Annotated in this window: 20 protein-coding genes and 1 pseudogene; 8 read left to right on the top strand and 13 right to left on the bottom strand. The window is 73.0% G+C overall.

Features of this window, described 5'->3' with window-relative positions; translation table 11 throughout:
• The first annotated feature begins 13 nt into the window (after positions 1-13).
• Complete coding sequence (locus BM272_RS11610; RefSeq protein ID WP_093428960.1) at positions 14-619, top strand: hypothetical protein; 606 nt, start codon at positions 14-16, stop codon at positions 617-619.
• 15 nt (positions 620-634) lie between these two features.
• On the opposite strand, the gene BM272_RS11605 is transcribed toward BM272_RS11610, so the two are convergent.
• The 6 genes from BM272_RS11605 to hmpA all read right to left on the bottom strand — a co-directional run bounded on the left by BM272_RS11605 (position 635) and on the right by hmpA (position 6323).
• Positions 635-1171, bottom strand: coding sequence for a macro domain-containing protein (locus BM272_RS11605; protein WP_093428959.1), 537 nt, complete (start codon positions 1169-1171; stop codon positions 635-637).
• Between the two features lie 110 nt (positions 1172-1281).
• Positions 1282-1917, bottom strand: a complete 636-nt coding sequence (locus BM272_RS11600; protein WP_093428958.1) for a class I SAM-dependent methyltransferase — start codon at positions 1915-1917, stop codon at positions 1282-1284.
• A 57-nt stretch (positions 1918-1974) separates the two neighbouring features.
• The gene (locus BM272_RS13810) at positions 1975-2148 is read right to left on the bottom strand and encodes a hypothetical protein (RefSeq protein ID WP_159433081.1); all 174 of its coding nucleotides are present in this window, start codon (positions 2146-2148) and stop codon (positions 1975-1977) included.
• 121 nt (positions 2149-2269) lie between these two features.
• A complete protein-coding gene (locus tag BM272_RS11595; RefSeq protein ID WP_093428957.1) occupies positions 2270-2932 on the bottom strand; it encodes a class I SAM-dependent methyltransferase in 663 nt (220 codons plus the stop codon).
• A gap of 11 nt (positions 2933-2943) precedes the next feature.
• Positions 2944-4998: an oligopeptidase A gene (prlC, locus tag BM272_RS11590; RefSeq protein WP_093428956.1), complete on the bottom strand. Its 2055-nt coding sequence runs from the start codon at positions 4996-4998 to the stop codon at positions 2944-2946.
• Between the two features lie 158 nt (positions 4999-5156).
• Positions 5157-6323: an NO-inducible flavohemoprotein gene (gene hmpA, locus BM272_RS11585; protein ID WP_093428955.1), complete on the bottom strand. Its 1167-nt coding sequence runs from the start codon at positions 6321-6323 to the stop codon at positions 5157-5159.
• Positions 6324-6442: 119 nt separating this feature from the next.
• Between hmpA and norR the strand changes: the two genes are divergently transcribed.
• Positions 6443-7993 (top strand): nitric oxide reductase transcriptional regulator NorR, encoded by a 1551-nt coding sequence (norR, locus tag BM272_RS11580; RefSeq protein ID WP_093428954.1) that lies wholly within the window; start codon positions 6443-6445, stop codon positions 7991-7993.
• 3 nt (positions 7994-7996) lie between these two features.
• Here norR and BM272_RS11575 read toward each other — a convergent pair whose 3' ends face one another.
• The 3 genes from BM272_RS11575 to BM272_RS11565 are packed head-to-tail and all read right to left on the bottom strand — an operon-like array spanning position 7997 to position 12958.
• Entirely contained in the window at positions 7997-11104 is a 3108-nt protein-coding gene (locus tag BM272_RS11575) for an efflux RND transporter permease subunit (RefSeq protein WP_093428953.1), read from the bottom strand.
• Positions 11101-12462, bottom strand: a complete 1362-nt coding sequence (locus BM272_RS14215; protein WP_093428952.1) for an efflux RND transporter periplasmic adaptor subunit — start codon at positions 12460-12462, stop codon at positions 11101-11103. Before BM272_RS14215 ends, BM272_RS11575 begins: the two co-directional genes overlap by 4 nt.
• A 28-nt stretch (positions 12463-12490) precedes the next feature.
• Positions 12491-12958: a cytochrome c gene (locus BM272_RS11565; protein WP_093428951.1), complete on the bottom strand. Its 468-nt coding sequence runs from the start codon at positions 12956-12958 to the stop codon at positions 12491-12493.
• Positions 12959-13228: 270 nt separating this feature from the next.
• Here BM272_RS11565 and BM272_RS13805 point away from each other — a divergent pair, with 270 nt between their 5' ends.
• Entirely contained in the window at positions 13229-13390 is a 162-nt protein-coding gene (locus BM272_RS13805; protein WP_159433080.1) for a hypothetical protein, read from the top strand.
• 45 nt (positions 13391-13435) lie between these two features.
• Here BM272_RS13805 and BM272_RS11560 read toward each other — a convergent pair whose 3' ends face one another.
• Complete coding sequence (locus BM272_RS11560) at positions 13436-14227, bottom strand: DNA-formamidopyrimidine glycosylase family protein (protein ID WP_093428950.1); 792 nt, start codon at positions 14225-14227, stop codon at positions 13436-13438.
• A 74-nt stretch (positions 14228-14301) separates the two neighbouring features.
• Between BM272_RS11560 and BM272_RS11555 the strand changes: the two genes are divergently transcribed.
• The 3 genes and pseudogenes from BM272_RS11555 to BM272_RS14315 form a co-directional block, all read left to right on the top strand.
• Positions 14302-15654, top strand: a complete 1353-nt coding sequence (locus tag BM272_RS11555) for a TrpB-like pyridoxal phosphate-dependent enzyme (protein WP_093429021.1) — start codon at positions 14302-14304, stop codon at positions 15652-15654.
• 67 nt (positions 15655-15721) lie between these two features.
• Complete coding sequence (locus tag BM272_RS11550; protein ID WP_093428949.1) at positions 15722-16174, top strand: helix-turn-helix domain-containing protein; 453 nt, start codon at positions 15722-15724, stop codon at positions 16172-16174.
• Positions 16175-16270, top strand: a pseudogene (locus BM272_RS14315) (PIN domain-containing protein); the annotation flags it as partial.
• 106 nt (positions 16271-16376) lie between these two features.
• Here the strand turns inward: BM272_RS14315 and BM272_RS11545 are convergent.
• A complete protein-coding gene (locus BM272_RS11545; RefSeq protein ID WP_093428948.1) occupies positions 16377-17042 on the bottom strand; it encodes a DUF429 domain-containing protein in 666 nt (221 codons plus the stop codon).
• A gap of 85 nt (positions 17043-17127) precedes the next feature.
• On the opposite strand from BM272_RS11545, the gene BM272_RS11540 reads away from it, so the two are divergent.
• Both BM272_RS11540 and BM272_RS11535 read left to right on the top strand, forming a co-directional pair.
• On the top strand, positions 17128-17379 hold the full coding sequence (locus BM272_RS11540; RefSeq protein ID WP_093428947.1) for a type II toxin-antitoxin system Phd/YefM family antitoxin: 252 nt from the start codon (positions 17128-17130) through the stop codon (positions 17377-17379).
• Entirely contained in the window at positions 17376-17630 is a 255-nt protein-coding gene (locus BM272_RS11535) for a Txe/YoeB family addiction module toxin (protein ID WP_093428946.1), read from the top strand. Before BM272_RS11540 ends, BM272_RS11535 begins: the two co-directional genes overlap by 4 nt.
• Before the next feature lie 24 nt (positions 17631-17654).
• Here BM272_RS11535 and BM272_RS11530 read toward each other — a convergent pair whose 3' ends face one another.
• Both BM272_RS11530 and BM272_RS11525 read right to left on the bottom strand, forming a co-directional pair.
• Positions 17655-22124: a DEAD/DEAH box helicase gene (locus BM272_RS11530; RefSeq protein ID WP_093428945.1), complete on the bottom strand. Its 4470-nt coding sequence runs from the start codon at positions 22122-22124 to the stop codon at positions 17655-17657.
• Positions 22121-22909: a GGDEF domain-containing protein gene (locus tag BM272_RS11525; RefSeq protein WP_093428944.1), complete on the bottom strand. Its 789-nt coding sequence runs from the start codon at positions 22907-22909 to the stop codon at positions 22121-22123. The genes BM272_RS11530 and BM272_RS11525 overlap by 4 nt, the downstream gene beginning before the upstream one ends.
• Between the last annotated feature and the right edge of the window lie 77 nt (positions 22910-22986).

The raw sequence follows: 22986 nt of genomic DNA, 5'->3' as shown, positions 1-22986 counted from the left end.
GGAGGAACGCCCCATGCCTATCCGACTGCTCATCCCGCTGCTTGCGGTCCTCCTGACCACCGGGGGCTGCGCGGCCGCCGAACCCGCCGCCCCGGACGAGGGGGGCGAGACGGTCCACTGGTACGAGGACGGCGAGCGGCGGACCCTCTACGTGGTCCCCGGCCGGGTGGTGGAGCTCGGACGCGGGAGTGCGGCAGCGGAGTCGGCGGTACGCAGCGCCCGGCCCGGGGCCGAGGTGGCCGCCGAGCACCGCGGCGCCCGGATCTGGTCGGTACCGGAGGGGGGCGTCGGTACCCGCGCGGCCACCGACCTCCAGCGCGCCGCCGGCAGCGACGCGCGCTTCTCCCCTCTGCTGCGCACCGCGCCGGACGGCGGGGCCGAGATGGCCCTGGCCGGCGGCGTCCTGGTCACCCTGCGCGAGGACTGGTCCGCCGAGCGCGCCCGGCGCTGGCTGGAGGCGGAGGGCTACACCATCGAGCGGGAATACCGCTTCGGCAACCGCTTCCTGGTGGCCACGCCGGCCGGGGCGGAGGCGGCCGAGGTGGCCCGGGCCCTCCACGACCAGGTCCCGGTGACCGGCGCCAGCCCCAACCTCTGGCAGCCGCTGGAGACGCGCTGACCCCGGTGGGCGGCCTCAGGCCCCGCCCATCTCCTTGAGGATGCCCTCGTGGGTGGCGGCGGCGTCGCTGCCTCGCAGGGTGAAGCGCACCCGCCGCACCGCCTCCAGCTCCGGTGCCTTCTCCTGGACCGTGGCGAAGGCGATGCGCGCCGCCTCCTCCATGGGATAGCCGAAGGCGCCGGTGGAGATGGCGGGGAAGGTGATGCACGCCAGCCGCCGCTCTTCGGCCAGGTCCAGGGCGTTGCGGTAGCAGGTGGCGAGCAGCTCGTCCGCCGGCTCGTCCCGGCCGTAGACCGGGCCCAGGCAGTGGATGACGTAGTCGTTGGGCAGGTCGAAGCCGTCGGTGATCACCGCCTCCCCGGGCTCGATGGGGGCCAGGGGGCGACACTCGTCGGCCAGCCCCGGCCCGGCGGCGCGGTGGAGGGCCCCCGCCACCCCGCCCCCGGGCATGAGTTCCGCATTGGCGGCGTTGACCACCGCGTCGCAATCCTCCTGGTGGGCGATATCCCCGCGCACCACCTCCACCACGACCTCGCCGAACCGGGCCTGCATGGTTCACTCCTTCCGGTGTCCACCGGATTATTGTCCTCCTGCCCGGTGCGGCTCCCGATCACCGGGTCCACCCGGATTCTGCCAAAGGCGAACGGCGGAGGGTACAGGGATCAGCCCGGCCGCCGGGCGGCGGCGACCACGAAGGCGTCCTCCCCTCGCCCGGGGCGCAGGGGTTCGATGGAGTCGATGGCCGGCAGGGGGCGGGAGAGGGTCTGGCCCCAGGCATCGAGGGTGAATCCAGCCTCCACCAGGAGCCGTTCCACCTCGCCGGCGGAGAAGAAGGTCGCCTCGCGGTAGAAGACGCTCTCGTGCTGGTGGGCGAGGTAGTCGGCGCCCAGGGCGCTCTCCCGGTCGACGAAGCCGATGTTGAGGCGGCCGCCGGGGCGCAGGACGCGGAAGGCCTCGGCCAGCATGGCCGCGGCGGAGTCGACGAAGCAGATGGTGGTGACGACCAGGGCGTGGTCGAAGGCCCCCTCTCGCCACGGCAGTGCCTCCGCCCGCCCCTCGACCACCCGGATCCCGCGCCCGGCGGCGTGGGTCAGCATGGCGGGCGAGGGGTCCAGGCCGGTGGTGATCCCGAGAGGGGCGGCGAAGCGGCCGCTACCGACCCCGATCTCCAGCCCCTCGCCCTCCCAGGGAACGAAGGGCCGCAGGGCCAGAAGCTCGGAGATGTAGGCGGCCTCGTGGGCCTGGAACCAGGCCTCGTAGCGCTGGTGGTGGTCCTCGAAGGGGGCGGTGCGCGGCATGGTCACTCCAGAGAGGCGTTACCTCTCCCGGAGTCTAGCAGGGGGTGCGCCCCCGCCTCATTCGCGGCCGAACAGCTCTTGCAGGCAGGAGGCGCAGACCGGCGATACCAGCAGGAAGAGGATCCCCAGTGCGGCCAGCGCCAGCAGGGGCTGGCCGAGGGTGAGGAGGCCGGCGCTGACGGCGCCCTGACCGGTGAAGAGGAGGGCGAGAAGGGTGAGATCCGCGTGCATGATTGACTCCGTCCAATCGGGTCTATTTTTGTTGGACGGATTCTAGGCGAGCGTGTAGGACAATTTTAACCGGTTTGCCACACGGGAATTACGTTCTGTGGGCTGGTTCTCAAAAGCGGGCCTACCGCCGCCCCCAGACCAGCAGGTGGCGGTCGGAGAGGGCCTCCACCGAGAGGTGGTCCAGGCCGGTCTCGGCCAGCTGCTGCCGGAGCTCCCCCGGCCGCCAGGCGGCCAGCAGGGAGTTGTAGAAGTCCTCCCGCAGGACCTCCGGCTCCCCGGCGGCGTGCTCTCCCACCAGTCGGGCCGCGGCCTCCCGGCTGGCGGGGCGCATGAGGTCCATGACGTAGACCGGCGCGCCGGGCCGCGCGGCGCGGGCGATGGTCTCCCACAGGGCGTCGGGCTCGGCCATGTGGTGGAGGAGGCTGTTGCTCACCACGGCGTCGAAGCTCGCGGCGGGCAGATCCACGCCGGGGAGTCGCCCCTCCACCAGCTCCACCCGGTGGGCCAGCCCCTCGTCGCGGATGCGCTGGTCGGCGGCGGCGAGCATGTTGGGGCCGGCGTCCACGGCGGTGAGGGTGGTGCCGTTGCGCACCCGCGCCAGTCGGCAGGTGATGTCCGCCGGGCCGCAGCCGAGATCCAGGATCCGGCCCGCCGCCGGCTCGTTGGGGAAGCGGTTGCAGAAGTCCTCGACGCAGGCGCCGTGGGGCGCCTCGAAGTCGGCCTCGGCGTAGGCGCGGACCTGCGCCTCGCTGTCCATGAGTTCGGGCTCGGGGATGCGTTCCATGGCGGCCAACCTCAGGCGGCGTCCAGGCCGTTGTGGCGGAGCAGGGCGTCCACCTGGGGCTCCCGGCCGCGGAAGGCGATGAAGGAGTCCATGGCGTCCCGGCTGCCACCCACCTCCAGCACCTCGGCGAGGAAGGCGCGGCCGGTCTCGGTGTTGAAGATCCCCTCCTCCTCGAAGCGCTCGAAGGCGTCGGCGGAGAGGACCTCGGCCCACTTGTAGCTGTAGTAGCCGGCGGCGTACCCGCCGGCGAAGATGTGGGCGAAGCTGTGGGGGAAGCGGTGCCACTCGGGCGGATGGACCACGGCCACCTGCTCGCGCACCGCCCACAGCGTCTCCAGCACCCGGCCGCCGGCCTCGGGGTCGTAGTCGCGGTGGAGGTGGAAGTCGAACAGCGAGAACTCCAGCTGGCGGACCATCTGCAGCGCGGCGTGGAAGTTGCGCGCCGCGGTCATGCGCTCGAAGAGCTCCTCCGGCAGGCGCTCCCCGGTCTCGTAGTGGCCGCTGATGAGGTCCAGGGCCTCGCGCTGCCAGCACCAGTTCTCCAGGAACTGGCTGGGCAGCTCCACGGCGTCCCACTCCACGCCGTTGATCCCGGCCACCGAGGGCTCCTCCACCTGGGTGAGCATGTGGTGGAGGCCGTGGCCGAACTCGTGGAAGAGCGTCACCACCTCGTCGTGGGTGAAGAGCGCCGGCTTGTCCCCCACCGGGGCGGAGAGGTTGCAGGTGAGGAAGGCCACCGGCACCTGGAGGGTGCCATCCTCCCGGCGATGGCGAATGCGGCACTCGTCCATCCAGGCGCCGCCGCGCTTGTTCCGGCGGGCGTAGAGGTCGAGATAGAACAGCCCCCGCGTCTCGCCCTCGGCGTCGTGGATCTCGAAGAGGCGGACATCGTCGTGCCAGACGTCGGCCCCCTCCACCTCCCGGATGGTCAGGCCGTAGAGCCGCTCCACCACGGCGAAGAGGCCGGGGATGACCTTCGTCTCCGGGAACCAGGGGCGCAGGTCCTCCTCGGAGAGGTCGTAGCGCGCCTGGCGCAGCCGCTCCCCGGCCCAGGCGATGTCCCAGGGCTGGAGCTCGTCCAGGCCCAGCTCCTCCCGGGCGAAGGCGGTGAGTTCGTCCAGCTCCTGGCGGGCCCGGGGCAGGGCGCGGTCGGCCAGGTCCTGGAGGAAGGCGATGACCTGCTCGGGACTGGGCGCCATCTTGGTAGCCAGGGAGTACTCGGCGTAGTCGCGGAAGCCCAGCAGCTGCGCCTGCTCGTGGCGCAGGGCGAGGATCCGCTTCATGGTCTCGGAGTTATCCCACTGGCCGGCGTGGGGGCCCTGCTCGGAGGCGCGGGTGCCCCAGGCGGTGTAGACCTCCTGGCGCAGCTCGCGGTCGTCGGCGAAGGTCATCACCGCGTAGAAGGAGGGGAAGTCCAGGGTGAAGACCCAGCCGGCCTCGTCCCGGTCGGCGGCCGACTGGCGCGCCTGCTCCCGGGCCTGTTCCGGCAGGCCGGCCAGGCGGGACTCGTCGGTGACCACCTTGTACCAGGCCTGGGTGGCGTCCAGGACATTCTCCTCGAAGCGCGCCGACAGGGTGGCCAGCTCCGAGGCAATGGCCTTGAAGCGCGCCTTGTCCTCGCCGGAGAGCTCCGCGCCGCCGAGGCGGAAGTCGCGCAGGGCGTTGTCCACCACCCGGCGGCGGGCGGGCGCGAGTTCGCGGTAGTGCTCGGAGGCGGCCAGCTCCTTGAGGGCGGCGAAGAGCCCCTCGTCCTGGGCCAGCTCGGTGGCGTGCTCGGAGAGCTTGGGCAGGCAGGCGTTGTAGGCCTCCCGCAGCGCCTCGCCGTTGACCACGCTGTTCATGTGCGAGACCGGCGCCCAGATCCGGCCCAGTCGATCCTCCGCCGCCTCGAAGGGGGCCAGGAGGTTGTCCCAGGTCCACGGCCCGCCGGCGGCCAGGCGGTCGGTACGCCACTGGCGGTTCTCCGCCAGGACCGTATCCACCGCCGGCTCCACGTGCTCGGGCCGGATGGCGGAGAAGGGGGGCAGATCGAAGTCGCGCAGGAGGGGGTTGTCGCCGTCGGCCATGGGAGTTCCGGATCTTGCTCGGGAACCCGTCATCTTAGCATGCCGGTCCGGGGAGGGACCCATTCTCGGACTGTGGGTACCGACGTCGCGGGTTGGATGACGGGGTGGAGACCCGGGGCGGATGATCCGGCGCCCGGGTCATCCGCGGTGGGCGATGCCTACGCCAGCGCCTCGGCGGGGCCGAAGAACTCGTAGTGCTGGCGCTCGGCGGGGATGCCGAGGTCGTCCAGGGCCCCCTTCACCGCCCGCATGAAGGGCGGGGGGCCGAGGAAGTAGACGTCGCCGTCGAGGTCGATCTGCTCCGCCAGCCGGTCGCGATCCAGCCGGCCGGTGGCGTGGGCGCCGTCCCCGGGCCGCCCCTCCTCGTAGATGAAGAAGGGCTCCAGGTCGTTGGCGGCTGCCAGCGCCTCCACCCGCTCGCGGAAGGCGTGGTGGTCGCGGCTGAGGGCGGCGTGGACGAAGCGGATGGGCCGCTGGCCGGCGGCGAACTCCGCCATGGCCATGGCCGGGGTGATGCCGACGCCGCCGGTGATGAGATTGATGGGCCGGTCGTTGTCCTGCAGGGCGAAGTCCCCCGCCGGCGGGAAGAGGTGGAGGGTATCGCCCTCGGCCACCCGGTCGTGGAGGAAGCGGGAGGCGTGGCCGCCCTCCTCGCGCTTCACCGAGATCCGGTAGGTGCGACCGTTGGGCGCATCGGAGAGGGAGTAGTTGCGCTGGGTGGTCTCGCCGTCGATTTCCAGCTGCAGGCCGATGTACTGGCCCGGGGTGAAGTCCATCACCGGCTCGCCGTCCTCCGGCTCCAGGACGAAGGAGGTGATCACCGCCGACTCCGGGCGCTTCTCCTTGACCCGGAAGGCGCGCTTTCCGCGCCAGCCGCCGGGCTGTTCGGCGTGGTCGGCGTAGACCTTCTCCTCCTCGGCGATGAGGAGGTTGGCCAGCTCCCAGTAGGCGGCGCCCCACGCCTCCACCACCTCGGGTGTGACGGCGTCGCCGCCGACCTCCTGCATGGCAGCCAGCAGGCTGTTGCCGACGATAGGGTAGTGCTCCGGCTGGATATTCAGGGAGACGTGCTTGTGGACGATGCCCTCCACGGCCTCCTGCAGGACCTCCGGCTGGTGGAGGTTTTCCGCCCAGGCCAGCACCGCACTGGCCAGGGCGCGCGGCTGGCGGCCGTCGGCCTGGTGGGCCTGGTTGAAGAAGGTGCGCACCTCCGGGTAGTACTCGAACATGCGCTGGTAGAAGCGGGTGGTCAGCGCCTCACCGTGCTCGCGCAGCAGCGGGACGGTGGCCTGGACGGTCTCGATCTGTTCGGGGGTCAGGGCCAAGGTCGGTCCCTCCGTCGTTGTGGATTCGCCGGGTCCCGTTGCGAGGGGCGTGCCAGGTGGAGGGGTACCGAATATCAGGGTATTACGATAGGCTATTGTCCGATCGACAGAGCCTTACCATGTCCCTATCACAAGACCTTGTTGAATCCACAAGCCGGGCCGCCCTCCCCGTGGGCCCCCTCATCGGGGTCCTGGAGGAGCTGGCCGGCGGCGCCCCGGCCGCGCGCCTCTACCAGCGCTACCTGGAGCTGCTGGTGAGCGTCGTCCCCGCCGACGCCGTGGCCCTGCTGCGCCACGAGGGCGGCGGCCGCCTGGTGCCGGTGGCCCTGCACGGCCTCCAGCGCGACGCCCTGGGTCGCCACTTCCGGCTGGATGACCATCCGCGGCTGGCCGCGATCTGGGAGGGCGAGGGGATTACCCGCTTCCCCGCCGACTCCGAGCTGCCCGATCCCTGGGACGGCCTGCTCCTCCACGACGAGCACCTGCTGGTCCACGACTGCCTGGGGGCCACCCTCACCCGCCACGGCGAGCCCTGGGGGCTGGTCACCGTGGACGCCCTGGCCGCCGGCTCCTTCGACGCCACCCGCCTGGAGCAGTTGCGCCTGCTGGTGGCCCTGGGGGAGGCGGTGGTCACCGCCGGCTCCGCCGTCCAGCGGCTCCAGCGCCAGCGCGACGCCGCCCTGGCCGAGACCCACGCGCCCGCCGGCGAGCCCCGCCTGGTGGGGGAGAGCGCCCCCATGGCGCAGCTGGATGAGCACATCCGGGCGGTGGCCGATTCCGACCTCACCGTCCTCGTCCAGGGGGAGACCGGCACCGGCAAGGAGCTGGTGGCCCGGGCGCTGCACCGCCAGTCGGCGCGCGCCGATGGCCCCCTGATCACCGTCAACGCCGCCGCCCTGCCCGAGGGGCTGGTGGAGAGCGAGCTCTTTGGCCATCGCAGGGGGGCCTTCACCGGCGCCACCGAGAACCGGCGCGGCAAGTTCGAGCTGGCCGACGGCGGGACCCTCTTCTTGGACGAGGTGGGGGAGCTGGCGCCGGCGGTGCAGGCGCGGCTGCTGCGGGTGCTCCAGGACGGCGACCTCCAGCCCCTGGGGGAGGAGCGCCCGCGCCGGGTGGACGTCCGCGTCATCGCCGCCACCAACCGCGACCTGGCCGCCGAGGTCGCCGCCGGCCGCTTCCGCGCCGACCTCTACCACCGCCTGAGCGTCTATCCCGTGGTGGTGCCGCCCCTGCATGAGCGCGGCGACGACGTGCTGCTGCTCGCCGGCCACTTCGCCGAGCAGGTACGCGCCCGGCTGGGGCTGCGCGCCCTGCGCCTGGATCCCGCCTGCACGCCGCTGCTGCAGGCCTACCACTGGCCGGGCAACGTCCGCGAGCTGGAGCACGTCATCCACCGCGCCGCCGTGCTGGCCCGCCACCGCACCGACGGCCCCGTGGCCACCATCGAGCCGCCCCACCTCCACCTGGCCGAGGATCTCCCCGCCGGGGAGGGCGGCGAGGCCGAGCCGGAGGCGCCCCTGCCCACCCTGCGCGGAGGGGTAGAGGCCACCCAGCGCCGGCTCATCACCGAGGCCCACCGCCGCGCCGGCAGCTGGGCCGGCGCCGCCCGCCTGCTGGGGGTGGACCCGGGCAACCTTACTCGTTTGCGGCGGCGGTTGGGGATGGGGTGAGGATTAGTCCGCCTCTTCCTCCGTCGCCGGAGTCCGCGCCCAGCCCCAGTCGTCGAACAGCACGTACAGCGCCGGGATCACCAGCAGCACCAGCACGGTGATGGTGAGCAGGCCGAAGACCACCGAGATCACCAGGGGCTTGATGGAGTCGGCCTGGGTGCTGGTCTCCAGCAGCAGGGGCAGCAGCCCGGCAATGGTGGTGGTGGAGGTGATGAGGATGGCCCGGAAGCGATCGCGGCTGGCCCGCCCGGCGGCGACCGCCGCCGACAGGCCGGCTCCGCGGTTGGCCTTGATGAACTGCACCAGCAGGATGGCGTCGTTGACCGCGATGCCGGCCAGGCCCGCTGCGCCGATGAGCGAGGGCATGGAGAGGTAGTAGCCGGTGAGGACGTGGCCCCAGACGGCGCCGATGAGGGTCACCGGGATGGCCAGCATGACGATGAGCGGTTCCACGTAGCTGCGGAACTGGAAGGAGAGGACCACGAACACGCCCACCAGGCCGATGAGCAGGCCCCGGGCGATGGAGGCGCCGGTCTCCGCCGAGCGCGCCACCTGGCCCTCGAAGGAGATGTCCACCGCCGGGTGGCGCCCCTGGAACCCGGCCAGCCAGTCGGCGCGCAGGTCGTCGACGATGTTCTGGCCGCTGCTCTGGCGGGCGTCCACGTTGGCCTCAACCGTCACCGTGCGCCGGCCATCGACGCGGGTGATCTGCGCCCAGGCGCGCTGTGCGCGGATGGTGACCACCTCCCCCAGCGGCACCCGTTCCCCGTCGGGCAGGGTGATGGTCTGCTCCGCCAGGTCCCCCAGGCTGTCACGGTCACCGGCCGGCCCGCGCACCAGGATCTCCACATCCCGCGCGCCGATGCGCCGGGTGTCGGCGATCTCGCCGAGCCAGGTGGCGCGGAGCTGGGCGCCCACCTCCTCGGCGGTAAGGCCCAGGCCGTGGGCGCCGGGGGCCAGCGCCAGACTGCGCTGGGGGGCGCCGGGGCGCAGGTCGTCGAGGACGTTGTAGGTGGCCTCGTAGCCGGCGAGGTGCTCGGCGGCCTCCCGGGCGGCGGCCTTGAGCGCCGCCAGGTCCTCGCCCTGCAGGCGGATCTCCACCGGCTTGCCGGCGGGGCCGAAGCCCGGCTCCTGGATGGTGAGGCTGTGGAGGCCTGGGACGGTGCCGATCGCCTCCCGCCAGGCCGCGGTCAGCTCGTCCAGGTCTACCGTCCGCCGCTCGGCGGTGAGCAGGTCCAGCATGACGGTGGCTACGTGGGGGCCTGCCTCGCCCGCGCTGGGGTTGTGGTTGAAGCGGGTCTGCACGGCCTCCACCAGCCGGGTGCCCCCGGGCTGTTCGGGGGTCAGGCGGTCGTCGATCCGGTGCGCCGCCGCCTCCACCCGTTCGGCCACTGCCTCGGTGCGCGCCAGGGGCGTGCCCTGGGGCAGGAGGATGCGCGCCTCCAGCACATCGCCCTCCACGGCGGGCATGGCCTCGCTGCCGATGTGGCCCCCGACCAGATAGCCGCCGGAGCCGAGCAGGACGGCGGCCACCAGCCCCAGTACGGCGTGGCGCCAGCGCACGGCCCGGTCGGCGGCGCGGCCCACCCCCTCGCGGAAGGCTGCGAAGCCGCGTTCGAAGGCCTTCCGGAAGCGAGATTCGTGGCCGGCGGCCAGCCCGGGCACGCTCCCCTTGAGGTGGTGGGGCAGGATCCAGAAGGCCTCCACGAGGCTGGCGGCCAGGGCGGCGATGAGGACGATGGGCAGCACCTCCAGCACCGCCCCCAGCTGCCCGGCGAGGAAGGCCAGGGGGGCGAAGACCACCACCGTGGTCAAAAAGGACGACAGCACCCCGGGCAGCACCTGGCGGGTGCCCTCGGTCACCGCCGCCAGGGCCGAGCGTTGTCGGGCGGCCTGGACGGCGATGTTGTCGGTGATGACCACGGCGTCGTCCATGACGATGCCGATGGCCATGAGCAGCGCCACCAGGGTGATCATGTTGAGGGAGAGCCCGGTCACCGCCATGACGAAGACGGCGCCGGCGAAGGCTGCCGGCAGCCCCAGCACGGCCCACAGGGCCAGCCGCGGCCGGAAGAACAGGCTCATCACCGCCGCCACCAGCAGCAGGCCGATGATGCCGTTGGCCACCAGCATCTGCAGCCGGTCGCGGACGATACTGGTCATGTCCTGGGTCACCGCCAGGCGCACGCCGCCCTCGTAGCGCCGGCGCTCCTCCTCGAGCAGGTCGGCGAGGCGGTCCTTCACCCGCAGCGAGTCGGCACGCAGGCTCTTGCTGACCTCCAGCACCACCGCCCGCTCCCCGTCGAAGCGGACCTTCTCCTCGGCCCGCTCGCCCACCTGCTCCAGGGTGGCGATGTCGCCCAGGGTCAGCTCGCCGCCCTCGGGATCCGAGACCACGACCAGGTCGCGCAGCTCGTCCAGGGAGCGGCGCTGGTCGGTGAGGCGCAGCCGGATGTCGCGCTCGGGGGTCTCCAGGGTGCCCAGGGGCATGTTCACGTTCTGGCGCGCCACGCGGGCGGCCAGCTCCCGGGCGGACAGCCCGTGCTGGCCGAGCACCTCCCGCGGCACCGTCACCTCCCACTGGCGCTGGGAGACGCCGTGGAGGGCCACTCCGGCCACCCCGGAGAGGGCCATGATCCGCTCCTCCAGCCGGTGGGCGTAGTCCTCCAGCCGGTCCCGGGGCATGTCGCCGGCCACCGCCACCGCCGCCACCAGGTCGCTGCGGTGCAACTCGCGCACCACCGGCTCCTCCGCCCGCTCGGGCAGGTCGGTGATGGCGGCCACCTCGGTGTCGATCTCGTTGAGGAAGCGGAGGGAAGCCCCACCCTCGGCCATGGTGGCCACCGCGCTGGCCCGGTTGTCCCGGGCCGTGCAGGTGAGCTCGTCCAGCCGGTCCACGCCCTTGACCGCATCGTGGATCCGGCGGCAGACCTCGTCCTCCACATCGGCGGCGGTGGCCCCGCGATAGGCCACCTCGACGCTCACCTCCACCGGGCGGTAGTCGGGGAAGGTCTCGCGCTGGAGTTCCGGGGCGGCGAACAGGCCCGCCGCCAGGAGCACGAGGAGCAGGAGGTTGGCGGCGGTGGGGTGGCCGGCGAACCAGCGGATCATCCCTCGGTGCCCCCGGCGCGCCGGCGAATCTCTGCCTCCAGGCCCTCGTCCCGTTGCGGGGCGATGGCCATGCCGTCCACTGCCGGGACCGGATCGTCGACGATGACCCGGTCTCCGGCCGCGAGGCCGTCGGTGATGACCGCCAGGTCGTCCTGCTCGAAGGCCACCGTCACCGGCCGCCGGCGCAGGCGGTCGTCGCCGTCGGCGAGGTAGACGGCGCCGTCATGGACGGCAGTGGCCGGAACCACCAGCCGCGGCTCGGCCCCGGGGGTGCCCAGCCGCACGCGTACGTAGGTTCCGGGCTGCAACGCCGGGCGATCCGGCGGGCGGGCATTCGCGTAGGGCTCATCCACCGTGATTACCACCCGGACGGTCCGGGTGGCCGGGTCCAGGCCGCTGGCAACGCGGGTTACCCGCCCCTTCCAGTGCACGGCGTTGTCTCCGGCGAGGGCGATCCGGGCGTCCAGCGCCTCCAGCGGCGTTCGCTCCCGGAGCTGCCGGAGGTCCAGGGCGCCCCCTCCCGAATCCAGGATCCGCGCCGCCAGGGGGCGCAACCGGGCCAGGGGGAGGTGGGCTTCCACCTCGGCGTTCTCGATGCTGTCGGCCCGGAAGATGAGCTGCCCCGGCGTCGCGTGGTCATGGCGCTCCACGGCCACCTCGCTGATGCGCAGGTCGAAGGGCGCCTCGAAGCGGGTATCCGCCAGGTCCTCGCGGGCACGCTCCAGGCGCGCCTGTGCCTGATCCCGCCGTGCCTGGAGCCCCTGGCGGCGGCCGGGGAGGAGGGCCAGTTCGTTCTCCAGCTGGGCCACCGCCTGGCGTCGGGCCACCGTGGTGCCGAGCTGCCGGTCCTGCTCGGAGCGGGCGATGTTGCCGGCGTCGGCGGCCTCGCGGATGCGTTCCAGCTCGCGTTCGGTGAGCGCCAGACGTTCCCGCTCCATCGCCAGCTGTTTCCGCAGGCTCTCCGTTTCCCGTTCCAGCTGGCGCTCCTCGGCCCGGATGCTCGCCAGTTCCGCTTCCGCCTCCTGGATGGCCAGCCGGTAGCGCGTGGGGTCCTGGGCCAGCAGTCGGGTGCCCGCGGGGAGGATGTTGCCGCTGGCCAGTTCGGGGTGGCGTTCCACAATGCGCCCGGCGACGCTGGCGGTGGCGCGCCAGGTCTGGGCGGCCCGGACGGTGCCGTGGCCCCGGGCCACGGCGCGAAAGTCCACGGGCTGGACCTCGATGACCGAGAGGGCGGGAGGCGGCCCCGCATCCGCGTTCCGGTCCGGTGACGGGCCGGCCGCAATGAGCCACACGGCCAGGATGCCCCCCGCGGCCAGCCCGACGATGACTCCAGCCCAGCGGCCGGCGCGCAGGGCCATTATCCCACCCCCATTCGCGTGGCCCCCATCAGTCTTCCGGACCCTTCAGCCCCGGGAAGCGGTCGCCCACGTACTCGCCGTGGCAGGCGATGCAGCTATCCGTCATGCGCCGGTAGAGGTGCAGCTCCTGGCCGGTGTCCTCGGCCTCGGCCGCCTCGGCCAGCTCCGCGGCGGTGGCGTGGAAGCGCTGGTCGCGTTTCAGGAAGTCGTCGGGGACCGCTGCCTTGAGGTCGCGCCGGTCGGCCTCGGTGAGCTCCCGCTTGAGGATGAAACTCGCATGGATCGCCTCGGCGCGCTCCGCCACGGTGGCGTGGTCGCCGGTGACGATGCCGGTGTGGATGGCGTGCATGGCCTCCTGCACGGCCTGCATCTCCTCGGTGAGCAGCTGGTCCAGCCGCGGCGTCAGTTCCGGGGTTACCGGATCGGCGGCCCGCGCCACGGCGGCCATCAGGAACAGGGGCAGCAGGGCGGCGGACCAGCGGGGGAAGGGGGGCATGGCGGGGCCTCGTCGTCTCGGGGTCTGAATGAATCGTGGCACGGCTGATGGCGCGGGGCAATCCGGCTTGCGGGCGCGGACCGATCCGGGGAAAGGCATCCTCAATTCTGACCTCGGGCATGCCGGGAGCGAACGCCGCAGTGGTCGCTAACTATTTGAATCCATAAGCCATTTTTCCTGTTTCCCCCTTCACAGTACCCGGGCCTGGTTGCCAGAATGCGCCGCCCGGCGGACCCCGCCGGTCGTGTCATACCAGTCAGGAGGTGCCCCATGATCCGGATCGGCCCCCGCGGTTCCCAGAACCGCACCACCAACACCGCCGAGATGAAGCCCGAGGAGCTGCGCAAGATCGCCCAGGGCGAGACCAAACATCGGGCCCGGGACCGCAAGCGCGCCCAGGCCGCCCTGGAGCATCGCGGGCTCGCCGCGTAACGCCCCAAGGACCCCGCTTCGGCGGGGTCTTTTTCGTTGGGGGAGTCAGCCGGGGGCCGGCTGGCAGATCGGACACCAGTAGGTGCCGCGCTGGTCGCGGCCGGTGCGGGCGTAGGTGATGGGCGTGCCGCAGCGCAGGCAGGGGCGGTGGCGGCGGCGGTAGACCCACAGGCGCGGGCCGTCGTGGCCGAAGCGGGTGGTGCGCGGGGCGTCGCCGGTGTTGTGGCTGAGCAGGCGGGCGGCGTCGGCGTAGATCGCCGCCAGCGCGGTATCACTCACCGCCGCCAGCGGCGTCTCCGGGTGGAGTCCGTGGAGGAAGGCCAGCTCCGACTTGTAGATGTTGCCGATCCCGGCGGCCACGGTCTGGTCCAGCAGTACGTCGGCCAGCGGGGCGGCGGCCGGGAGCCGCTCCCGCGCCCGGGTCGGCAGGGCCGCGGGGGCGGTGGCCGGGTCGATGAGGTCGGGGCCCAGGTGGGCAGTGGCGGCGTGGCGCTGCAGCCGGGGTGTGGCGGTGAGCGCGACCTCTTTGGGGTTGAAGCAGACCAGCTCCGCCGCCTCGGTGGTCAGTACCACCCCGGCCTGGCGGGCCGGCTTCTGCCACGCGCCCCCGGGCGGGTAGCGGTGCCAGCTCCCCCCCATCCCCAGGTGGACGCGCAGGGCCGCCCGCTCCCCCAGCTCGATGAACAGGTGCTTGCCGTGGGGCACCAGGTCGCCCACCCGGCGGCCGGCCAGGACCGCGGCGGGGTCGTCGCGCAGCCGGCCGCCGGTGAGGGTCACCCCCGCTAGCCAGGGCCGCAGCCCCGCCGCCACCTTGTGGATGGTATCCCCTTCCGGCAAATCGACCTCCCCTCTCGCGCCGCGCCCGCGGGCGCGGCAGAATAACCCCACAACGAACCGAGATGGGGGCCACCATGCAGCGCACCAAGTATCTCCTCGACGAGGATGCCATCCCGACCCACTGGTACAACGTCGCCGCCGACATGCCCACGCCCATGGAGGCGCCGCGCGGCCCGGACGGCAACCCGGTGAGCCCCGATGCCCTGGCCGCCATCTTCCCGGAGGCGATCATCGAGCAGGAGATGGCGACCGAGCGCTGGATCCCCATCCCGGAGCCGGTGCGCCAGGGGCTGGCGCTGTGGCGGCCCAGCCCCCTCTACCGCGCCCACCGCCTGGAGGCGGCCCTGGGGACGCCGGCGAAGATCTACTACAAGTACGAGGGCGTGAGCCCCGCCGGCTCCCACAAGCCCAACAGCGCCCTGGCCCAGGCCTACTACAACCAGCAGGCCGGGATCCAGCGCCTGGCCACCGAGACCGGGGCCGGCCAGTGGGGCTCCTCCCTGGCCCTGGCCGGGGAGATGTTCGGGCTGGAGGTGGACGTCTACATGGTCGCCATCAGCTACGAGCAGAAGCCCTTCCGCCGCTCCATGATGGAGACCTGGGGCGCCTCGGTGGTCCCCAGCCCCTCCAACCGCACCCAGGCGGGGCGCGATGCCCTGGCCGCCGATCCCGACAACCCCGGCAGCCTGGGCCTGGCCATCTCCGAGGCGGTGGAGGATGCCGCCAGCCGGGCGGACACCAGCTACGCCCTGGGCTCGGTCCTGAACCACGTGGTCCTGCACCAGACCGTCATTGGCCAGGAGGCCAAGCAGCAGTTCGAGCTGGCCGGCGACTACCCGGACGCCATCTTCGCCCCCTGCGGCGGCGGCTCCAACTTCGGTGGTGCGGCCTTCCCCTTCGTCGCCGACAAGGCCGCCGGCAGGGACGTGCGGCTGGTGGCGGTGGAGCCGGACTCCTGCCCCACTCTTACCCGGGGCCAGTACGCCTGGGACTACGGCGACTCCGCCGGGCTGACGCCCATGATGGCCATGTACACCCTGGGCCACGACTTCATGCCGCCGGGGATCCACGCCGGCGGCCTGCGCTACCACGGCGACAGCCCCCTGGTCTCCCGCCTGCACCGCGACGGCATCATCGAGGCGGCGGCGGTGCCCCAGCTGGGCACCTTCGAGGCCGGCGTCACCTTCGCCCGCAGCGAGGGGATCATCCCCGCCCCCGAGTCGTGCCACGCCATCCGCGCCGCCATCGACGAGGCCGAGGCCTGCACCCAGAGCGGCGAGGAGAAGACGCTGTTCATCAACCTCTCCGGCCACGGCCACTTCGACATGACCTCCTACGACCGCTACTTCCGCGGCGAGCTGGAGGACTACGCCTATCCCGAGGCGGAGATCCACCGCGCCCTGGAGGGGCTGGACCGGGCGGAGTAGGCGTTTCGTTTGTTGCGAATAGGGGCGGGCTGGACTAGAGTTCAATAGCCAGTCCACAGGAGGTCCCATGAGCGTTGCCGACGACCGCACCCCGCCCCTCGATCCGGAGACCGCGGATCTGGCGCGGTCCAGTGCCGAGGAGCTGAGCCGCCTCCTGGCCCGCGAAGGGGATGCCGAGCGGGCCCGCGTGAGGCTGGATGGTACCGACCTGGTGCTGCCGCGCCAGGCGCTCTCCCTGTTGCGAGATCTTCTCGTGGAGATGGCCCAGGGCAATGCCGTGACCGTGGTCCCGACCCATGCGGAACTCACGACCCAGCAGGCGGCCGAACTCCTGAATGTCTCCCGCCCCCACGTCATCAAGCTCCTGGAGGAGGGGACCATCCCGTTCCATCGGGTCGGTACGCACCGGCGTATTCGGTATGCGGATCTGATTGCCTACAAACAGGAATGTGAGGCGCGCAGCCAGGAGGCACTGGATGCCCTGGTGGAGCAGGCTCAGGACGAGGATATGGGCTATTGAATGGCGTATGTGGTCGTCTATGACGCCTGTGTGCTCTATCCGGCACCGCTGCGGGATTTCCTCCTCCGGCTGGCGGTAAGCGGCCTCTTCGCCGCCGGACCCCGATGATGCCCACGTCCTGGCGGCGGCAATCCGGGCGGATGCCCAGGGGTTGGTCGTGACTGCCGACCGCCTGGCCGAGTTTTCGCGCTCCCTCTGAAGATCAGCAGGCGAAGTCGAAGGGGTGCCAGGGCGGTCGGGCCGGGTGGAGCCACCGGGGCCGGCCCGCGAACCAGTCCCGGGCGCCCAGGGCGGCGGCGCAGGCGGCCACGTCGTGGTCGGACTCCGTGGCCGTCGGGTCCAGGCCGTCGATCCCGTACTCTGTCAGCCATTGCAGGAGCTCGGCCCGGGCGGCGGTCTCCGTGGCGAAGGCGCGAATGGCCGCCAGCGGTGCGCCCCGCAGGCAGAGCGTGGCGCCGGGGTGGACCTCCACCACGCGAACCGGATGGGCGGCGTCGATGGTGGTGAGGGCGTGGGCCAGGGCCACCCCGCGCAGGGTGACGTAGACCATGCGCGGCGCCGTGGGCGGGATCACCGATCCCGGATGCATCCCGCACGCCTGGATGACCCGGCGCAGCTCCGCGTCCGCCTCTCGCTGCCCGCCGCCGGGCTGGTAGGAGAGCGGCGCATCGATCCCCACCACCACCGGCGCCTCCTCCGCCCGTTCGGCCACCCGGACGCGCAGCCCCTCGTCGGAGCCGTCGCACCCCGCCGGGAGGCGGCGCATCCCCTCGCCCTCCGCGGCAAAGAGCGCCACCCCGGTACGCTGCGGGGCGGCCGGGCCGGCGAGGTCGATGCCGAGGAGGTAGCGTTCCCGTGACGGATGCATGAGGTCAGCCTAGCACTCCGCGGGGTGGTAGCGGTGGCACTTTAGCGTACAATATTCTGTACATGTACATTCTGGAGTGGCCGTCATGGATGCCATCAGCTATACCGCCGCGCGTACCAATCTCGCGCGCACCATGGAACAGGTCTGCGAGGACCACGCACCGGTCATTATCACCCGCAAGGGCGCCGGCTCGGTGGTCATGATGGCCCAGGAGGACTACGAGGCCCTGGAGGAGACGGCCTACCTCCTGCGGTCGCCGGAGAATGCCCGTCGACTGCTGGAATCCATCGCCGAACTCGAGCAGGGGGGTGGTGAGGAGCGGAGCCTGGAGGAATGAGGCTCATCTTCTCCGAACGAGCCTGGGAGGACTACCTTTACTGGCAGCGCACGGACCGTCGCACCCTCAAGCGCATCAACGAACTCATCAAGGCCATCCAGCGCGAGCCGTACGCGGGGATCGGCAAGCCCGAACCCCTCCGGCACGCCCTATCCGGCTACTGGTCCCGGCGGATCAATGAAGAGCATCGCCTGGTCTACAAGGTGGACGGGGATGCCCTGCTGATTGCCCAGGTGCGGTTGCACTACTAGCCGGCTTTCGACTTCTTCGGCCCCTCAGCGGGGCGAGGACTCCCAAACCAGCCCCCGGTAGTCCGGTGAGAAGCCGGCGCTGCGGAAGGCGGGGGCGTGTCCGGATTCCCGGGCCGGTTCGCCGTCGATGCGTTCGACGGTGAGCAGGCGGCCGCGGCCGGTGAGGCCGGCCAGGGCGGCGGCGGCCGCCTCCAGGGCCTCGCCGTCGCCGGTGGCCTCATCGAAGGTGGTGATCCGCTTGCCGCCCCCGCCGACGAAGAGGACCGGATGGCCGGCGACGGTGACCACCCAGTCCCCGGCGCCGCGGCGGGGGCGGCTTCCGCCGGGGCTCACGGCCGGCCAGGGCAGGAGCTGGCCCCAGGCGTTGGCGGGGTCGGCGGCGGGGAGCAGGCGGGCGGGGCCGTTGCCCTCCTCCGCCTCGTCGCGGTGGGCGCGTAGGCGGTCCACGGCGCCGGGCCAGGCGAACTGGGCGCCGCTCAGCCCCTCCACGAAGTGGCCCCGACGGACGCGGCCGGCCTCCTCCAGGCTGCCCAGGGCGGTATAGACCGGTCCGAAGCCGCCGGGCAGCCCCTCGGCCCCGGCGGCGGTGCGCCCGGCGATGCCGTAGCGGCGCAGCAGCATGCCGGCGCGGGCCAGGGCGCGGTCCTCGGCGGTGATTCGAGGGTCGGCCAGCTCGGCCACCCGGGTCCAGCGGCCGCCGGCGGTGCGGTGGGTGCGCTTGCGCCCGCGCCCGCCCAGCCCGCGCAGCGGGGCCAGGGTGTCGTTGGTGATCCGGCCGGCCCAGACCAGGTCCCAGAGGGCGGTGCGGAAGGCCTCCGGGGCCACATCCCCCAGCCGCCGGGCTACGGCGCTCTCCAGATCGGTGTAGAAGACCGCCCCGCGCCGGTCCAGCTCCGCTAGCAGGGCGGCGGCCACCGGGTCTTCCGAGTCCGCCGGGTCGCCGGCGGCCGCCTCCGGCTCCAGCAGTCGGGCGGCGTTCTCCCGGAAGAGCAGGCGCACCCGGCCGTCGCTGGTGCCCAGGCTGCCGGCCCCCACCCAGACCACCTCGCCGCCGGCGGTGAGCCGTTCCAGCTCGTCCAGGGAGAAGCCGCGCACCCGGGCGGGGAGGATGGCGGTGGTCCACAGGCTCCAGGGCAGGGCGATCCCCTCCAGGGAGGCGATGGCCTCCTCCAGCGTCCCGGCCTCGCCCACGCCCTGCCAGCCGGGGAGGAAGGCGGCCAGGGTCGCCCCGTCCACCGCCGCCGCCTCCTGGCGCAGGCGGCCCACGCTCTCGCGCTTGAGCCGGCGCAGGACCTCCGTATCCACCCACTCCTCGCCGCTGCCGGCGGGGCGGATGGCGCCGTGGAGCAGCTGCCCCGCCCCGGCGAGCCCCTGGAGGACGGGCTCCACCTGGCCGGCGGTGAGGCCGTAACGAGCGGCCACTTCGGCGGTGGTGAAGGGGCCGTGGTGGCGGGCGTAGCGGGCCAGCAGCCGCTCCAGGGGGCGCTCCACCGGGGCCAGGGCCGACTCCGGCAGGCCGCTGGGGGCCGGCACGCCCAGGGCGTCGCGGTAGAGGCCGGCGTCGGCGGTGGCGATCCAGCGCGGTTCGCCGGCGATAGTGGCGGCATGGGCGCGGCGCTGGCGCTGGAGGTCGGCCAGCCAGGCGGCGGCGTCCCCCGTGGCGCGTTCGGCGGCCTCGGCCCCGGTGAGGTCGCCCAGGCGGCGGAGGAGGTCGTGGAGCTCGTCGGCGTCCCGGGCGCGGTGGTCGGGATCGGTGTGGGCCAGGCGCGCCTCCACGGCTGCCACGGCGTCGGCGTCCAGCAGGTCGCGCAGCTCCGCCTGGCCCACCAGCTCCGCCAGGAGGCCGCGATCCAGGGTAAGTGCCTGGGCGCGGCGCTCGGCCAGCGGGGTGTCCTCCTCGTAGAGGAAGGCGGCGACGAAGGCGAAGACCAGGGAGCGGGCGAAGGGCGAGGGGTGGTCGGTCTCGGCGTTGCGCACCCGGATGCGGCGGTCGCGCACGTGGGCGAGCACCTCGGTGAGGCCGGCCAGGTCGAAGTGGTCGGCCAGGGCCTGGCGGTAGGTCTCCAGCACCAGGGGGAAGGCCGGGTAGCGGCGGACCTCGGCCAGCAGGCTCTGGGCCTTGAGCCGCTGCTGCCACAGCGGGGTGCGGCTCTTTCCGCCCCGGCGCGGGATGAGCAGGCTGCGCCCGGCGTTCTCGCGAAAGAGCGCGGCGAACAGGCTGGTATCGGCCAGGACCTCGGTGACCTGCTCCTCCACCGCCTCCGGCTCGGGGAAGAGCGTCTCCACCGGCGGCAGTTCATCGCCGTCGGCCAGGCGCAGGGTGATGCCGTCGTCGGTGTGGAGGATCTGGGTCTCGGCGCCGGTGTAATCGGCCAGGCGCTGGCGCAGGGCCAGCGCCCAGGGAGCGTGGATCCGGGCGCCGAAGGGGGAGAGGACGGCGATGCGCCAGTCGCCGAGTTCGTCGCGGAAGCGCTCGACGACGATGGTCCGGTCCGAGGGGACGTCGCCGGTGGCCTCGACCTGCTCGCGCAGGTAGGCGGCGAGGTTGGCGGCCGCCCCCGCGTCGGTGGGTACGCGCTCGCTCACCGCGGCGGCGATGTCGTCGGCGGCGGCCAGCTCCCGGGTGAAGGCGCCCAGGGCGCGGCCCAGCTCCACCGGGCGGCCGGGGCCGTCGCCGCGCCAGAAGGGGAGCTTGCCCGGTTCGCCGGGGGCCGGGGTGACCAGCACCCGGTCCCGGGTGACCTCGGCCACCCGCCAGGTGCTCGCCCCCAGGGCGATGTTCTCGCCGGCCCGGGTCTCGTGGACCATCTCCTCGTCCAGCTCCCCCACCCGGGGGCCGTCGGGGGCGATGTGGACCGGGTAGGCGCCGCGGTCGGGGATGGTGCCGCCGTTGAGGCGCACCCGCATGGCCGCGCCCCGGCGGGCGGTGACGGCATCGGCGGTGCGATCCCAGGCCAGCAGGGGGCGCAGGTCGGCCAGGGTGGAGGAGGGGTAGCCGCCGGAGAGCATCTCCAGCACCCCGTCCAGGGCCGCCTCGGGCAGCTGGCGGTAGGGAGCGGCGCGCCGGGCCAGGGCCAGCAGGTCGGCGCGGCGGGTATCGCCGGCGGCGGCGGTGGCCACCACCTGCTGGGCCAGGACGTCCAGCGGATTCTCGGGGATGCGGACCGTCTCGATGGCGCCGGCGAGCATGCGCTCGGCCACCACGCCGGCGTGGAGCAGGTCGCCGCGGTGCTTGGGGAGGATGGTGCCGTGGCTGGCCTCGCCCACGCCGTGGCCGGCACGGCCCACGCGCTGGAGGCCGCTGGCCACGGTGCCCGGGGATTCCACCATCACCACCTGGTCCACCGCCCCCATGTCGATGCCCAGCTCCAGGCTGGAGGTGGCGACGATCCCGCGCAGGGTCCCGGCCTTGAGGGCCTCCTCCACCGCGGCGCGACGTTCGTGGTCCAGGCTGCCGTGGTGGGCGCGGACCAGGGGTTCGTCACCGGTCGCCTCCGCCTGCTCGTTGAGGCGCTGGGCCAGCCGCTCGCACAGACCCCGGCTGTTGACGAAGATGATGGTGGCGGTGTGCTCGCGCACCAGGGCGACCAGGCGGGGGTAGAGGGCCTGCCAGATCCCCTGCTCCCCCGGCGAGGGGCCGGCGGCGCGCCGGTGGGCCTCGCCCAGGATGGGGCCGCCGGCATCGGGGTCCTCCGCCGGCGGGGGTGGCGGGTTCTCCATGTCCGGCACCGGCACGCTCACGGTGAGCCGGATTTGGGGCGGCTCCGAGGCGTCCACGGTGGTCACCGGCCGGTCGCCGGCCAGGAAGCGGGCGGCGGTCTCCGGCGGATTCACGGTGGCGGAGAGGCCGATGCGCTGGGGGTCGCCGTGGGCCAGGGCGGCCACCCGCTCCAGCGAGAGGGCCAGGTGGGCGCCGCGCTTGGTCCCGGCCAGGGCGTGGACCTCGTCGACGATGATGGTCTCCACCGTGGCGAGATTGGCGGCGGCGCGGCTGCCCAGGATGAGGAAGAGGGATTCCGGCGTGGTGACCAGGATCTCCGGCGGGCGGCGGCGCTGGCGCTCGCGCTCGGCCTGGGGGGTATCGCCGGTGCGGATCCCCACCGTGGGCGGGGTGGCGGTCTCCCCGCGCGCCTCCGCCGTGCGGGCGATGCCGCTGACGGGGTTGCGCAGGTTGCGCTCCACGTCGTGGACCAGTGCCTTCAGCGGGGAGATGTAGAGGGCGCGCACCCCGGCCTCGGCGGCGGGCTGGTGGCTGATCCGGTCGATGGCGGCGAGGAAGGCGGCCAGGGTCTTGCCGCTGCCGGTGGGCGCCACCAGCAGGGCGTGCTCGCCGGCGCCGATGGCCGGCCAGCCCCGCGCCTGGACCGGGGTGGGGGTGCCGAAGGCCGACCGGAACCACTGGCCCGTGACGGGATGGAAGACGCCCACGGGATCCCCGACGGTGGCGGGATTCGCGATGGGTCCGCGCCCTTCCTCGTCCGCCCCCGGCGTCATTCCCCGGCTGTCTGCTCCAGGCCGCCCTGGATCATGGCGTTCTCTGCCCGCCGTAGCAGGGCGGCGGTGTCATCACCGGGCTGCCACTCGGTCACGCCGTGGGCGACCACGGGCACGGCCCCCAGCTCCAGGGCCAGCCGTCCGGCCAGCCGTTGCAGCATCTCGTTGGCGCCGGCGGCATCGGTCTCCGGCAGCGCAATGAGGAAGGAGCCCGGCTCCAGGTGGGCGGCCATGTCGGCCCAGCGGAGCTGGTCATGGATGATTCGGGCCACCGCCGGTGCCGGGCTGGGCTGGTCCGGGAGCGAGACGGCGATCTTGACCACCGCCAGCTGCGCCCCGTAACGGCGGCAGCGCGCCAGCTGGGGCTCCAGGCGCATGAGCAGGCCGGCGCGATTGAGCAGTCCGGTGGCGCGATCGGCGTTGACGCCGTGCTCGAACTCGGCAGCCAGGCGATCGCGTTCGGCGGTCAGGTCCTCCACCCGGGTGAGGTCCTCGATGAGGAGGATGGTCATCTCGCCCGCCGCCTCCTTCCGGCTGCGCAGCCAGCGCTGGGGGCGCTGGCCGTTGCTCGGCACCGGGACGGTCGCCCATGCCCCGTCCAGGAGGTGCCTTTCCGGCGGCGGCAGCTGGTCCCGGTGCTGACCGACGAGCGCCTCGCCGGTGGTTCCCAGCAGATGGAGGAGCGTGGTATTAACCGCCCCGATACGGCCGTCCGCACCGAGGGCGAGCAGGCCCAGGGGGGCATGGTCCAGCCAGGGGGGCCAGGGTGCGATGGTTTCTGCCATTGGGTGGTCTCCCTACGTTTCCCGGGACGCGGATGCGGCCTCCTGCCGCAAGGTGCATCTTTTTCATGCCCATCATA

Source organism: Thiohalospira halophila DSM 15071, assembly GCF_900112605.1.
GTDB lineage: Bacteria > Pseudomonadota > Gammaproteobacteria > Thiohalospirales > Thiohalospiraceae > Thiohalospira > Thiohalospira halophila.
The sequence above is the reverse complement of the archived record's forward strand: the minus strand, read 5'-3'. Positions and strand labels throughout refer to the sequence as shown.